Below are 13,804 nucleotides of genomic sequence, written 5' to 3'. Positions count from 1 at the left end.
CCCGGTAAGGAATCACAATGACCACATTGCCCCTCACCGAATACGATCCGCCATTTTCCATTACCCGCGCCAGCCATCTGGTGCTGACCTCGCGTGATCTGGCCGCCAGTGAGCTGTTTTACACCCAGGTGATCGGCATGGTGCTGACCCATCGGGAAGAGGACCGGCTCTATTTGCGCGGGCTGGAAGAGGCTTGCCACCACAGTCTGGTTATCAAGCTCAGCAAGGCGGAGCCCCAGTGCGAACGCGTTGGCCTGCGTGTTTTTCGTGAAAAAGATCTGGAGTTGGCCAAGCTGTTTTTGGACCAGCAAGGGTTGGAAAATTGTTGGGCCGAAGTGCCGTTTCAGGGGCGTACTCTGCATTTCACCGATCCGACTGGTACGCTGATCGAACTGTGCGCCTCAATGCCCGTGGTGCCGCGCTTGCACCATCAGGTGCATCTGTACCGTGGCGGCAGCGCCCAGCGGCTGGATCACTTCCAGTTGCACACTCCCCACGTGCAGCGGGCAGCCGAATTTTACATGACGAAGCTGGGATTCCGTGCGACAGACATCTATTTCAATGAGGGTGGAATGGGGGCCGCATTCTTACAACGCAAAGGCAATACGCAGGATCTGGTGTACTTGCATGGCCCCGGCCCGCGTCTGCATCACTTCGGTTATACCATCCCCGATTCGCAAGAGATCCTGCGCGCCTGCGACACTGCCGGCAATCTGGGCTTCGGCAGCAGCATTGAACGCGGGCCGGGCAGGCACGGCATGGGCCATGTCCTCTATGTTTATCTGCGGGATCCGGACGGGCATCGTATCGAGCTGCACAACACCCCTTATCAGATAATCGATATTGAGCTGGAAACCAATATTCTTGCACCCGATCAACGCCAGCAGTTACTGCCCTGGGGGCTGCCGCCGCAGCGCAAATGGGTCACCGAAGCCAGTGCCTTTGCCAACACGCCGGTAGAACCGACCACCGAGGGCTATCCGCTGGTGCTGGAAGAGTACTTATCCCGCCAATAGGGCTTGATGCCTGAACCATGCCAGGGCAACCCTTGGATAACCTTGTGCCCGGAAACTCTCCGGGCAATAACATCGGCCTTTACTTCCGTTTTTTTTCAACCAATATGGTCCGGCTGAAATGACAGTCGGAGCCGCCATGACTCCGTTTATCCACAACGTCGTGGTTGTGGCACAAAGCATCGATACGGATATCCCGCCACGATGCCGAATGACGAACTGGAGAGGTTATGGCTAATCCCTATCGCGAACTTCTGACCACGCCCGGCGTCGGGGGGTTAGTGATTGCGAGCTCGGTTGCCCGTTTACCGCAGGCGATGATCGGCATCGGTATTATCACCATGTTGGTACAGCAGAGCGGTCACTATTGGTTGGCTGGTGCGGTAGCCGGTATATTTACGCTGGCGAACGCGCTCATGGGTCCGCAGGTATCGAAGCTGGTTGATCGGCGAGGCCAGAACAGGGTGCTTCCATGGGTCACCGCGTTTAGCATTACCATGCTGCTGGCGTTGATAACCGCTGCGCATATGCGTGCCCCAGTCCCGTTGCTGTGTATTCTCGCCATGCTGGCCGGCACTATGCCAAGCATGCCGGCAATGATAAGAGCGAGATGGACACAGCTTTTCCGGGGCAAGCCGCAACTCCACACCGCCTTCTCGCTGGATACGGTGCTGACAGAGCTGACCTTCGTTATTGGCCCCCCTTTATCTATTGGCTTGAGCACCGGTATCGCCGCCGAAGCCGGGCCCCTCGCCGCGATAGTGTTGCTGGTGATTGGCGTCACGGCTTTTCTTCTGCAACGACAGACGGCGCCCAAAATCATCAAAAACACGACTGAACACCGCGGCTCGACCCTGCGTATCCCGGGCCTCGGCACCATCGTGCTGGCACTTTTAGCCATGGGGGTGATTGGCGGATCTATCGATGTGGCGGTAGTCGCTTTCGCCAACGCACAAGGGTGGCCGACGGCCGCCAGTTTGATTCTTGCTGCCTACGCGCTCGGTTCCATGGTTGCCGGTCTGGCTTTTGGCGCGATCAGAGTTAGCTTGCCGATAGAGCGTCAGTTCTTTATTGGGGTGCTGCTAACGGCGGCAACGTCGGTGTTGCCGCTCCTGTCTGCGGACGTTTACATTCTGATGGCGACCATTTTCGTCGCCGGTATGTCCTTTGCACCCACCATGGTTGTCGTGATGAACCTTGGCACTATCCTGGTACCGCCGTCCAGGCTCACCGAAGGGCTGACATGGATGACCACCGGCATCAGCATTGGCGTGGCGCTGGGTGCCGCGCTGGCGGGGCTGGTCATCGACGCTTATGGCGCACGCGCAGGCTTCGGCATCGCCATTGCTGCAGGCGTTGTGATGACGATTATCGTGCTTCTCGGTCGACGCACGCTCCACGCTGCCTCGATGCCCCAGGGGGGAGCAACCTGCTCTTAATGCGGCGGCAGCCAGGGATGACCGGGCTGCCGTAAGCGGACTAGACGCTTAACGAGTCATAATTTTTGCGGCGGTAATTGAGCGCGGACAGGATCCACAGCACCACAAACAGCACGATAGCGGCGTATCCGACGCTGCCCAGGTTGTCATTGAGCACCTCAACACCCCGCCACAGCCCGCCCTGTAGCCCCAGCTTATCGGCCAGCAGCCCCAGGCCTTCCAGCCCGCCGATCACCACAGCGATAACCACGCTGGTGGCGGTGATGGTCATGTTGTAATACAGCTTGCGAATCGGTTTATTGAACGCCCAACCGTAAGCGCCAACCATCACAAAATTATCCAGTGAGTCAATCAACGCCATGCCGCTGGCAAACAGCAGCGGGAACACCATGATTGACCAGACCGACATGCCGGATGTAGCACCGGTCGCGGAGATCCCGAGCAGGCCCACTTCGGTAGCCGTATCAAAGCCCAAGCCAAATAAAAAGCCGACTAAATACATATGCCAGCTTTTATTCACCAGATTAAAAGCAAAGCGGTACAGCCGCGTCATTACGCCGCCGCTGCCGCTCACCAGCAGGACTACGTCCTGTTCGACCAGGGTTTCACCGCGCTTCACCCGACGGAAAATGCGGTAAACGTCGCGGAAGATCAGCCAGTTCAACAATGCCATCACCAGTAAGAACAGCGAGGAGATCAGCGTGCCCAAAGTGGCGCCATACTGATGCAACCAGCCGATGCGATCGCCAAATGCCAATGAGGTGGCGGCAATCGCGATGCAGGCCAGTACCACAATGCTGGAATGCCCCAGAGAGAAGAAGGCCCCGACGGAAACCGGGCGTTGGCCTTGTTGCATCAATTTGCGGGTGACGTTATCGATGGCGGCGATGTGGTCGGCATCCACCGCATGGCGCAGTCCGTAACCGTAAGCCAGCAGCGCGGCGGCAATCAGTGCCGGGTGATGATGAAAGGCAGCAAAGGCCGCCCCCCATGCCAGCAGGTTTAGCGCCACTAACGTCAACAACAGCCAAAAGGCGCGGGTATGGGTATGGAAAAACTCGCGGTTTAACATGTTACATCCTGTTGGGTTTTGAACGGGAGACGAGTCAAGGGGATACGCTGCGCGCAGGCGACCAATGCCTGACCGAATGCCAACCCTCCATCGCCCGCCGGCAGCCGTTGTGGCAGCAGCACGTGCAGCGGGGCCAGATGATGCTGCAGCCGTTGGCGTAACAGGCGGTTGTGCAGTACGCCACCGCTTAACGCCACGTGCCGGAGGTTATGCTCTGCGGCAAAATGTTTGGCCAGGCCGGCAAATCCCTGCGCCAGGGCATCATGAAACGCCCAGGCCCGTTGAGCGGCCGGCGCTTGCCAGGCCAGCCACTGCCGCCAGAACACGCCTAAATCGAGCTGTGCTGCGCAACGTGGCAACGTCACCGGGTGAGAGCAAGAGCCACTTTGGTGGGCCAGCGCCTCAAAAATACTGGCGGCTTCGCCTTCCCAACTTTGTCGTTCGGGCGCACATCCCAGCGCGGCGGCGGCCGCGTCAAACAGACGGCCACAGGAGGAGGCGAGCGGCGCATTGATGCCGGCGTTAATGGCTTGGAGCAGGGGGCGCCAGGCGCGCGTCAATAGCCGTTCGGCCTGTGGGCTGTTTTGCCAGTCAGGCACGAAGCGTGCAAAATGCGCCAACTGATTGCGCCAGGGTTGTTGCGCGGCCAGATCGCCGCCGGGCAGTGCCACCGCAGGCAATCCCCCCAGATGACGACAGCGGCGGTAATCGACCCACAGGCATTCGCCGCCCCACAGCGCGCCGTCCTGTCCGTACCCCAGCCCATCCAGCGCCAGGCCGATAACCGCTCCGCCTTCCAGTGGCCAATGGTGTTCGGCCAGGCACGCGGCCAAATGCGCATGATGGTGCAGCACCGGGGTCACCGGCAGCCTCTGTCGGGCGGCCCATTGGTGGCTGACGTAACCCGGATGAGCGTCGCTGGCTAAGCGGTGTGGCTGGCAATGGTACAACGCCATAAAATGCGCCATGGCCTGCTGCCACTGTTGCTGAATATCCTCCTGTTGCAGGTCGCCAAAATGTGAACTGAGTACGGCTTTATTTCCCTGCAGCAGGCAAAAGGTATTTTTGCGATCCCCGCCCACGGCCAATAGCGGAGGCTGTGAAGGGAAGCCCGGAGGCAATGGCAGGGCATCAGGAACAAATCCGCGCGCCCGACGTAGCATTTCATGGCCTTCAGGCAGCAGACGCACCAGCGAATCATCGGCGCGCTGCAAGATTTCGCGATCGTGCAGCAACCACAGGTCGGCAATGCCGGCCAAATCAGCCAAAGCCTGGCTATTGGTTAATGCCGGAGCTCGGCCGGTGGCATTGCCGGAGGTCATCACCAGGGGCCGTTGTATCTCCTGCATCAGTAAATGGTGAAGGGGATTGGCGGGTAACATCAGGCCCACTTCGTTCAACTGCGGGGCGATAGCCTCAGACAGCGGCGAGTGGGACGAGTGGGGCACCAGCACGATAGGCGCTGCAGCGGACGCCAGCAAAGCCTGTGTGTGCGCCAGATCAATGCCACGGGTGCAGCGAGTCAGCCAGTCGATATTCGGCAGCATCACTGCCAGAGGTTTGCCGGGGCGCCGTTTGCGAAGCCGCAGACGTTCTACGGCCTCCGTCTGGGTAGCATCGCAAGCCAGGTGAAAACCGCCCAGCCCTTTGATGGCCACAATCTGCCCGGCAGCTAATGCGGCTACCGCCTGCTGCAGGGCTTCTTCCCCCTGATGCTGAGGTTGTCCCTCAACGGTGAAACTGAACAACTGAGGGCCGCAGTCGCTACAGGCGACCGGTTGGGCATGAAAGCGCCGGTCGTGCGCCGAACGGTACTCTTGGGCGCAGGGCGAACAGAGCGGGAACGGTGCCATGCTGGTTGCCGGGCGATCGTAAGGCATAGCACGAATAATGGTGAAGCGTGGGCCGCAGTGCGTGCAGTTGATAAAAGGGTAGCGATAGCGCCGATCCTGCGGATCGTTCATTTCCTGCAGACATTTTGGGCAGGTCGCGGCATCGGGAACAATCTGGGTCGTCATAGCACCGCGTTGGCTGGCGCGGATGCGAAAATCATCGGGCTTTTTCAGCCAGGTAAAGGGCCGTTGCTGAATGTTGTCGATCTGCGCCAACGGTGGCGCCTGCTGGCACAACAGATGCAGCAACAGCTCAAGGTCGACGGGATTCACCAGCCGAATCTCCACCCCGGCGCTGTCGTTCCAGACTTCGCCACGTAGATTGAGCTGGTTGGCCAGTTGCCAGACAAAAGGCCGAAAGCCGACGCCCTGTACTTTGCCGCTGATACGCAGCAGCAGCCCGGGATAGGACATGGTTTATTATCCTCTTTGGGTTTTTATAAATTATCAGGAGGCACAACCCTGCGTAGCCTCCTGTCAATTTATTCCCTGGTATTCCCTAAATAATTGGAGTTGCATCAAGGCGGCAAGAGCGGGGATCCCCAGGAGCTTACTTAAGTAAGTGACTGGGGTGAGCGCTTGCCGCCAACACAGAGGCAGCTTCAAGTATGACGGGATTACATCACGTCTTCTGCGGCGCGGCGCAGGCGAGCTTTCATATCACTGTAGCTTTGCTGCGCATAGTTCTCCGCCCAGTGCTGGTCGGTAATCGCCGCCAGTTTTACCGCACAGTATTTGGTTTCCGGCGTTTTGGAGATCGGATCCAGGTTTTCCTGCGTCAGTTCGTTACAGGCGCCAATCCACCACTGGTAGGTCATATACACCGCACCCAGGTTAATACGCTCGTTATAGTTGGCTCGACTGATCACTTTGCCGCGACGAGAGGCAACCCACACCAGTTGCTGGTCGGCAATGCCCAACGCGGCGGCATCCTGAGGGTTGATCTGCACGAAGCCGGGCTCATCCGCCAGCGTTTGCAAGGCGGCACAGTTGCCGGTCATCGAACGGCAGGAGTAATGCCCAACCTCACGCACGGTACAGAGCACCAGTGGGTAATCTGCATCCGGGATCTCGGCCGGCGCACGCCAGGTGGTGGCGAACAGTTGCCCTTTACCGGACGGCGTTGTGAACTGGTTACCCTGATACAGGTACGGCGTCCCCTGGCTTTCCAGCGAAGTGCAAGGCCATTGCACATGACCGAGCTCGCCCATTTTTTCGTAAGTGGCGCCGTAAAACAGCGGGCAGAGTTCGCGCATTTCGTCCCAGATCTGCTGGTTATCCTCATAGTGCATCGGATAGCCCATTTCGCTGGCCAACAGGCTGATGATTTCCCAGTCGCGCTTGACGTTGTACTGCGGCTCAATGGCTTTTTCGAAACGCTGGAACCCGCGATCGGCGCAGGAGAAGACGCCGCCATGTTCGCCCCAGGAGGTGGCAGGCAAGATCACATCCGCCTGTTCGGCGGTTTTGGTCATAAAGATGTCTTGCACCACCACAAATTCCAGCGCTTCGAACGCGCTGCGCACCAGGCTCAGATCGGCCTCGGTCTGCAAGGGATCTTCCCCCATGATGTAGTAGGCTTTCACTTTGCCTTCATGCACCAGGTGCGGGATTTCGGTGATGCGATAGCCGACGTTGGGATCCATTTTTGTGGCGTCGATTCCCCAGGCTGCGGCGAATTTGGCGCGCACGGCCGCATCGGTAACCGCTTGATAGCCAGGGAATTCATTGGGCAGCACACCCATATCGCAGGCACCCTGTACGTTGTTCTGCCCGCGTACCGGGCCGACACCCACGTTGGCGCGACCCAAATTGCCGGTGAGCAGCGCCAAACTGGCGAGGCCTTTGACCACGTCAACCGCCTGGCCGAATTGGGTCACGCCCATGCCCCACATGATGGTGGCCGAAGGGGCGCTGGCATAGGTGCGCATGGCCTGGCGGATCTGCTGTGCGGTAACGCCGGTCAGGTGTTCCACCGCTTCTGGCGCATAATCCGCCAGTTGCTGCCGGTAGGCCTCGAATCCCTCGGTGTATTTGGCCACGTAATCGCGGTCATAAAGATTCTCTTCAATCAGCACGTAGGCGAACGCATTCACCAGCGCCATGTTGCAGCCGTTCTTGATCTGCAGATGCTGGTCGGCAATACGTGCAGTTTCTATCCGGCGCGGGTCGCACACGACGATCTGCGCGCCTTTCTCTTTAGCCTTAAGCACCCGGCGCGCCACGATGGGGTGCGAGTCGGCACAGTTGTAACCGATGATCAGCAGACACTTGGAGTTTTCGATATCGCCAATCGAGTTACTCATGGCACCGTTACCGAGCGTGGCCTGCAAACCCGCGACCGAAGGCCCGTGGCAGACGCGGGCACAGCAGTCGACGTTATTGGTGCCGATCACCGCGCGGGCGAACTTCTGCATCACATAGTTGGTTTCATTGCCGGTCCCGCGAGAGGAACCGGTGTGCATGATGGCGCTGGCACCGTGCTGGTCTTTAATCTGCTGCAGCCGCTGTGCGGTATAGCTGATCGCTTCATCCCAACTGACGGCCTCAAACTTGCCGCCTTTCTGCCGCCGAATCAGCGGCTGGCTCAGACGCGGGGTCAACAGTTTGGTGTCGTTCAGGAAGTCCCAGCCGTAATAGCCTTTCAGACACAGTTCACCCTGATTGGTCACGCCGTCAGCCGCCTCGGCGCGAATGATTTTGCCGTTATCGACCACCAGTTTCATTTTGCAGCCTGCACCGCAGTAAGGGCAGACGGTTGTGATTTTTTTCATCGGTTCAGTTCCTAAAACAGTGACGACATTGTGTCGAGCGCGGCGCGGCGGCGCTTCTCGGCGTTCATTTCCTGCAGCATGTTGCGATCGACGCAGTGCAACGCATTGGTTGGGCAGGTTTCCATGCAGGCCGGGCCGCTGTCGCGACCGATACACAGGTCACATTTATGGGCTTCGGCTTTCTCGGTGGTGGCGCTCATCATGGCGCCATTCTGGCGGACCACCGGACGGGTGATCACTTCCATGGCGCCGTAGGGACAGGCCACGACGCAGGTTTTGCAGCCGATGCAGCGTTCCTGCATCACCAGGACCATGCCGTTGGTGCGGCTGATGGCACCGTTAGGACAGACGTTGGAGCAGGGGGCGTCCTCGCACTGGCGGCAAAGCACGGCGGTGCTGACGTTGACGCCTTTAATCACATGCAGGCGCGGGGCAAAGCTGGTGGCGTTCAACGCCGAAATATCCTGGCTTTCGCTGTGCGCCATCACGCAGGCAATTTCACAGGTACGGCAGCCGATGCATTTTTTGGGATCGGCGATGATAAACCGGTTCATCAATAACTCCTGGGTTACCCTTCATCCGGGTATGGCAAAAGAGAGGTCGTGGCTCTGGTTAGGCATAAAACATGCCAATATTGAAAATGCTTAAAAAGCAGAGGGTTATCTTTTTATGGCCCCGGGGTCGACAGCAGGTCGACAGAAATGACGATGCCGCGTCAGACATTCGTCACCTCCAGCTGCGGATAACCACCATTATCTGCCCAGTGAAACAAGCGTTGATGGATCACCGTCACCGCCTGTTTCACCGCCGCGCTGATCGGGCAATAAAACGCCACCACTTCGGGCTGAATGCCGATAAAGGTAATTTCCGCTATGTCTTCGCGCAGTTGGTCGATCAGAAAGTTAAGCGGCAGGTTATGCGTCGTCATGATGAACATGGCGGCAATGTCTTTTTCGTCGATCACCCGTGTTTCACCCGGCGCGAGCCCCATGTCGGTGGCGTCGACGATCACCAGGCGATCTGGGCGTAGCTCGCGGAGATGTCCGATGTCATTTTCCGGTGCCGCGCCGCCGTCAATCACCTGCCAACCCGCGGGGGGATGACCGGCACAGAGTTCAGCCAGCAGCGGCCCGGCACCGTCATCTCCCATCATGCAGTTGCCCACACACAATAAAACGTCAGTCATCATGCCTCCGGACCATCAGGTAAATGGCGGGTTCGTTTTCAATCGATTGAAGCAGGGCGATCAGCTGTTGGCTCCAGCTTTGCTGTTCAGTGTTCATACGCGGCGCCGCGTGGCTCAACGCCGTGGCCAACAGGTGGGTATGGCTGTTGTCGATACAGATTTCGCCAAACCGATCGACCCCTTCCAGTTTGCGCCGTGCGGTGCTGCCCGCAGGCAACTGCGCTATCCAGGCACGAAACCCCGCCAGCGGGCAGCTGAGTTTGGCTTCCAGGCAGTCGATCACCCCCAGATGATGGCCGATCGCCAGGCTGTAATAGATCACCTCCTGGGCCTTCGGCGGGGCCTTTTTCTCCTGCACAAACTTGCGGCTAAGGGAGTAAAACACCACCTGCCCTTGGGAATCGGTCATAGCCGCAGCTCCCCACGCAGCACCCGTTGATAAATGCCCTGCAGGTTGCCGACAATTTCATTCAGGCGCAGGTCATCTTGCTGGTGCAGATAAGCGGCGATGCGCTGTTCGACCGGTTCTGGTGTCTCTGCTGCCAGCAGTTGCATGAACTGGTCGGCGATTTGGCGACCGTAGCGGTAACCGGCCATACGCCGGGCTTCGCGATCCAGCAGCACTCGCAGCGGCTGGGGCAGTTGCGGGTGCAACAGGCGCGTAGCTTCACCGTCGGTTTCATCATGCTGGTGGCCTTTGATTTTCTGATCCAGCAGGCCCAGTGCCATGGCGAAACCGTAAATGGTCGCCGCCGGCGTCGGCGGGCAGCCGGGAATATAGACATCGACCGGAACGATGCGATCGGTACCGCCCCACACGCAGTAAAGATCGTGGAAGATACCGCCGCTGTTGCCACAGGCACCGTAAGAGATGCTGATTTTAGGATCGGGTGAGGCCTGCCAGGCGCGGATCGCCGGAATGCGCATGGCACGGGTCACTGCACCGGTGAACAACAAAATATCGGCATGTCTGGGGGAAGGAACCACTTTGATGCCGAAACGTTCCGCGTCGAACAGCGGTGAAATGGCAGCGAAAATCTCAATTTCGCAGCCATTACAGCCGCCGCAGTCCACCCGATAGACATAGGCCGAGCGGCGGATATCCTGCAGCAGGGTGGTTTTCAGCTTGGCGATGCTGTCATCGAGGGTGATTGGCACCGGCAGGCCATTTTCATCACGTGGTCCAATCAATGGCGAATTCATGAGATGACCTCCCGGGTCAAATGGCGGCCGATATCAATGCGATCGGCCTGGGTCAGATTCTGCTGCTGTTTGCAGGCCGGGCAGGTTTCAAACTGCGCACGGCGGGTTGCCGCCTCCGAGCTGCTCAACCCGAGCAACGCCATCGCATAATCAATTTCCTTTTGCGCCGCATAGGGTTTGCCGCACTGTCGGCAATGACAAATGGCGAAGTCGGCTTGTTCGTACAGATCCTCTTTACGCCACACTGCCAGTTCGAACTGCTGCGAAAGCCGAATGGCGGCGGTTGGGCACACTTCCTCGCAGCGGGCGCAAAAGATGCAGCGCCCAAGAAACAGCTGCCAGCGCAAGGTGCCGCTGTTGAGATCGGGGGTCATGCTCAACGCGTTGGACGGACAGGCGTTGGCACAGGCACCACAGGCTATGCACTGCTGTGGGCTGTATTCGGGCTTGCCGCGAAAGTTCGGATCAATGGCCAACGGCTGGGCCGGATAGGCGACAGTGGCCGGGCCGGTCTTCAGCACTTTTTTAATCAGTTTCAGCATGATGGGCTCCGGTTAGAACGGCTTGTTTTTCCGCTCGATGCCGTAACGTTCGATCTCTTTGTACGGCACGATGATGGACTGGCGCTTGCGTACGTCGACGATGGTCATGCGATCGGTGCAGGAGTAGCAGGGATCGAGACTGCCGATAATCAGCGGGGCGTCGGATACCGTATTGCCGCGCAACATGTAACGCAGGGTGGGCCAATTGGCATAGGTGGCGGCACGGCAGCGCCAACGGAACAGTTTCTGGTTGTCGCCGGTCATGCTCCAGTGGATATCATCGCCGCGCGGCGCTTCGGCAAAGCCCAGGGCGAAGCGGTGCGGTATATAGGTGAAGCCGTCCACCGCCAGCGGTCCGCCCGGCAAGCTTTGCAAACCGAACTCGATGATGCCGAGCGAGTTGAACACTTCGTGAATGCGCACCTTGAGGCGGGAATAGACGTCGCAGCCGCTTTCCACGCATAACTCCACCGGCAGTTTGGCGTAGCCGGCAAACGGATGGTCGATGCGGGTATCGCGACGGTGGCCGCTGCCGCGGATCATCGGCCCCACGTTGCTGTAATCGCGGGCCACCTGGGGATCGAGACGCCCAACCCCGACGCTGCGTTGTTCTGTGTTGGGCGTACTGAGCAAGATATCGACCAAATCCACCAGTTCGCTGCGCATTTGCGCGGCCAGCTTCAGGGTTTGCAGCATGTCCTCTTTCAAAATATCTCGACGGATACCGCCAATCAGGTTCAAACCATAGGTTTTGCGCGCGCCGGTCAGTATTTCTGCCATCTTCATCGACTGCTCGCGTACGCGGAAGAACTGCATAAAACCGGAATCGAAGCCGACGAAATGGCAGGCCAGACCAAGATTCAACAGGTGGCTGTGCAGGCGTTCCACCTCCAGCAGGATCGAGCGGATCATCTGGGCGCGTTCCGGCACCTGAATGCCCATCGCATTTTCGACCGAGCTGGTGTAGGCCACGCTGTGGGTAAAGCCGCAAATGCCGCACACCCGATCCGACAGAAAGGTGACTTCGTTATAGCCCATACGGGTTTCGGCCAGTTTTTCCATCCCGCGGTGCACGTAGAACAAGCGGTAGTCGGCGTCGATGATGTCTTCTCCATCGACAAACAGGCGAAAGTGCCCGGGTTCGTCCGAGGTGATGTGCAACGGGCCAATCGGCACCACATTGGCTTTGGCTCCGGCCAGGCTCTCGAACGGATAGGTTTCCACATCGGTGGTGGGCGCGGGGCGTTGACGATAGTCCATCGCGTCTTTGCGTAGCGGGTAAAGATCGTCCGGCCAGTCGTCAGGCAGCACCAGCCGCCGCTCATCCGGCAATCCCACCGGGCGCAGACCGTACATGTCACGCACTTCGCGTTCGCCCCAAACGGCGGCGGGCACGCGCGGCGTGACGGAAGGGAACTCCAGCGTTTGGGCATCCACTTCTGCGCGCACCGTGATCCAGCATTTGGTGCCTTGCTCCATCGACAGAACGTAATACAGCGTGTAATGGCCGCACAGCGTGCGCTCGTCGTTGCCAAACAGCACCGACAACCAACCGCCTTGCTGGTAATACAGCCATTCCACCACGTCCGGCAGCGCGTTGAGCTTAACGGTGACCGTCAGCTGATCGGCAGTTTGCCATTCGGCTGCCAGCATGGCCGCAGGGAATTGTTGCTGCAACGCCGCCAGATAGTGCTGGCCTTGATGTTCGTTAGTCATTATTGATTGCCTTTGTCATTATTCAGCCGACGACCAGCCAGGAAACCAGCGCCAGAAAAGCCAGTCCAAAACCGGCCCAGGTGGTACGGGCCGTTTTCAGGAAGCGCAAACGCGCCACGCTATTTTCGATAATCGCGATCAGCGTCAGCGCGCACAGCAGCTTGAGCAGTGCCAGGACCAGCGCCGCCGACAGGTGAAGGACGGTAAATTGTGCCGCTTGCCCCCAGGGCAGAAACACGCCGAGGAACAACTGCAGCACCACCAATTGTTTGAGGCTGATGCCCCATTTCAAAATGCCGAGCTCGGCACCGGAATATTCCGTCAGTGGCCCTTCCTGCAGCTCTTGCTCGGCCTCCGCCAGGTCAAAAGGCAGTTTGCCCATCTCGATATAGGTGGCGAACGCACAGGCAAGGGCGGCCAACAGCAGCGGCAACCAAGCGGGGTGTGGCAACGTCAGCAGGCTCTGCACCATGGCGCTCAACTGAGTTGAACCGGCCACCAGGGCGGTCACCCACAGCCCCAATAGCAGGATGGGTTCGACCAGAATGCCCAACACTGCTTCGCGGCTGGCGCCGATGGCGGTAAAGGGACTGCCGGTGTCCAGACCGGCAATGGCGAAAACAAAGCGCACCACGGCGAACAGATAGATCAGGGTGATCACATCACCGATGGCAGGCAGCGGCGAGGCGACAGTCAACATGGGTAACGCACAGGCGATGGCCAGCAGGGTGCCGGTCAGCAAGTACGGCATGGCATGAAAGGCCAGACCGGAAGCCGCCGGTGCCACGTTCTGACGCTTCAACAATTTGGCGATATCGCGGTATTCCTGCAGCACTCCGGGGCCGCGACGGTTATGCATCCGCGCGCGCAGCACGCGGCTGACACCGGCAAACAGTGGGGCGACGGCCAGTAACAGCAAGGCCTGCGCCAGACCGAGTAACACATTGGGATAGGTCATTGTCATCTC

Annotated in this window: 12 protein-coding genes; 2 read left to right on the top strand and 10 right to left on the bottom strand. The window is 59.0% G+C overall.

Annotated features, from left to right (window positions below; genetic code table 11):
* Nucleotides 1-17 precede the first annotated feature (17 nt).
* Complete coding sequence (locus tag AC1RKC_RS01525; protein WP_142815206.1) at nucleotides 18-1,016, top strand: VOC family protein; 999 nt, start codon at nucleotides 18-20, stop codon at nucleotides 1,014-1,016.
* A gap of 227 nt (nucleotides 1,017-1,243) precedes the next feature.
* Nucleotides 1,244-2,452, top strand: a complete 1,209-nt coding sequence (locus AC1RKC_RS01520; protein ID WP_493092207.1) for an MFS transporter — start codon at nucleotides 1,244-1,246, stop codon at nucleotides 2,450-2,452.
* Between the two features lie 40 nt (nucleotides 2,453-2,492).
* On the opposite strand, the gene AC1RKC_RS01515 is transcribed toward AC1RKC_RS01520, so the two are convergent.
* From AC1RKC_RS01515 to AC1RKC_RS01470, 10 genes are all read right to left on the bottom strand, one after another.
* Nucleotides 2,493-3,524 (bottom strand): HoxN/HupN/NixA family nickel/cobalt transporter, encoded by a 1,032-nt coding sequence (locus tag AC1RKC_RS01515; RefSeq protein WP_493092208.1) that lies wholly within the window; start codon nucleotides 3,522-3,524, stop codon nucleotides 2,493-2,495.
* A complete protein-coding gene (hypF, locus tag AC1RKC_RS01510) occupies nucleotides 3,518-5,830 on the bottom strand; it encodes a carbamoyltransferase HypF (RefSeq protein WP_493092209.1) in 2,313 nt (770 codons plus the stop codon). Before hypF ends, AC1RKC_RS01515 begins: the two co-directional genes overlap by 7 nt.
* Before the next feature lie 203 nt (nucleotides 5,831-6,033).
* Nucleotides 6,034-8,190 (bottom strand): formate dehydrogenase subunit alpha, encoded by a 2,157-nt coding sequence (gene fdhF, locus AC1RKC_RS01505; RefSeq protein ID WP_048758919.1) that lies wholly within the window; start codon nucleotides 8,188-8,190, stop codon nucleotides 6,034-6,036.
* Nucleotides 8,191-8,201: 11 nt separating this feature from the next.
* A complete protein-coding gene (gene hydN / locus AC1RKC_RS01500) occupies nucleotides 8,202-8,744 on the bottom strand; it encodes an electron transport protein HydN (protein ID WP_046373547.1) in 543 nt (180 codons plus the stop codon).
* Nucleotides 8,745-8,905: 161 nt separating this feature from the next.
* Complete coding sequence (gene hycI / locus AC1RKC_RS01495; RefSeq protein ID WP_493092210.1) at nucleotides 8,906-9,376, bottom strand: hydrogenase maturation peptidase HycI; 471 nt, start codon at nucleotides 9,374-9,376, stop codon at nucleotides 8,906-8,908.
* A complete protein-coding gene (locus tag AC1RKC_RS01490) occupies nucleotides 9,369-9,785 on the bottom strand; it encodes a formate hydrogenlyase maturation HycH family protein (protein WP_020826903.1) in 417 nt (138 codons plus the stop codon). Before AC1RKC_RS01490 ends, hycI begins: the two co-directional genes overlap by 8 nt.
* Nucleotides 9,782-10,579 carry an NADH-quinone oxidoreductase subunit B family protein gene (locus AC1RKC_RS01485; RefSeq protein WP_020826904.1) on the bottom strand — a complete coding sequence of 266 codons (798 nt, stop codon included), beginning with the start codon at nucleotides 10,577-10,579 and terminating at the stop codon, nucleotides 9,782-9,784. The genes AC1RKC_RS01490 and AC1RKC_RS01485 overlap by 4 nt, the downstream gene beginning before the upstream one ends.
* Nucleotides 10,576-11,121: a formate hydrogenlyase complex iron-sulfur subunit gene (locus tag AC1RKC_RS01480; RefSeq protein WP_020826905.1), complete on the bottom strand. Its 546-nt coding sequence runs from the start codon at nucleotides 11,119-11,121 to the stop codon at nucleotides 10,576-10,578. The genes AC1RKC_RS01485 and AC1RKC_RS01480 overlap by 4 nt, the downstream gene beginning before the upstream one ends.
* A gap of 12 nt (nucleotides 11,122-11,133) precedes the next feature.
* Nucleotides 11,134-12,837: a hydrogenase large subunit gene (locus AC1RKC_RS01475; protein WP_493092211.1), complete on the bottom strand. Its 1,704-nt coding sequence runs from the start codon at nucleotides 12,835-12,837 to the stop codon at nucleotides 11,134-11,136.
* Nucleotides 12,838-12,859: 22 nt separating this feature from the next.
* Nucleotides 12,860-13,795, bottom strand: a complete 936-nt coding sequence (locus AC1RKC_RS01470; RefSeq protein ID WP_115058815.1) for a respiratory chain complex I subunit 1 family protein — start codon at nucleotides 13,793-13,795, stop codon at nucleotides 12,860-12,862.
* Nucleotides 13,796-13,804: the final 9 nt, after the last annotated feature.

Source organism: Serratia sp. GW822-FHT06E05 (genome assembly GCF_058799445.1).
The sequence above is the reverse complement of the archived record's forward strand: the minus strand, read 5'-3'. Positions and strand labels throughout refer to the sequence as shown.

Bases quoted from the DNA above. Each gene is read 5' to 3' on its own strand.
- AC1RKC_RS01525 (WP_142815206.1), top strand. From the start codon at position 18: ATGACCACATTGCCCCTCACCGAATACGATCCGCCATTTTCCATTACC.
- fdhF (WP_048758919.1), bottom strand. From the start codon at position 8,190: ATGAAAAAAATCACAACCGTCTGCCCTTACTGCGGTGCAGGCTGCAAA.
- AC1RKC_RS01515 (WP_493092208.1), bottom strand. From the start codon at position 3,524: ATGTTAAACCGCGAGTTTTTCCATACCCATACCCGCGCCTTTTGGCTG.
- AC1RKC_RS01520 (WP_493092207.1), top strand. From the start codon at position 1,244: ATGGCTAATCCCTATCGCGAACTTCTGACCACGCCCGGCGTCGGGGGG.
- AC1RKC_RS01470 (WP_115058815.1), bottom strand. From the start codon at position 13,795: ATGACCTATCCCAATGTGTTACTCGGTCTGGCGCAGGCCTTGCTGTTA.
- hypF (WP_493092209.1), bottom strand. From the start codon at position 5,830: ATGTCCTATCCCGGGCTGCTGCTGCGTATCAGCGGCAAAGTACAGGGC.
- AC1RKC_RS01480 (WP_020826905.1), bottom strand. From the start codon at position 11,121: ATGCTGAAACTGATTAAAAAAGTGCTGAAGACCGGCCCGGCCACTGTC.
- hycI (WP_493092210.1), bottom strand. From the start codon at position 9,376: ATGACTGACGTTTTATTGTGTGTGGGCAACTGCATGATGGGAGATGAC.
- AC1RKC_RS01490 (WP_020826903.1), bottom strand. From the start codon at position 9,785: ATGACCGATTCCCAAGGGCAGGTGGTGTTTTACTCCCTTAGCCGCAAG.
- AC1RKC_RS01475 (WP_493092211.1), bottom strand. From the start codon at position 12,837: ATGACTAACGAACATCAAGGCCAGCACTATCTGGCGGCGTTGCAGCAA.
- AC1RKC_RS01485 (WP_020826904.1), bottom strand. From the start codon at position 10,579: ATGAATTCGCCATTGATTGGACCACGTGATGAAAATGGCCTGCCGGTG.
- hydN (WP_046373547.1), bottom strand. From the start codon at position 8,744: ATGAACCGGTTTATCATCGCCGATCCCAAAAAATGCATCGGCTGCCGT.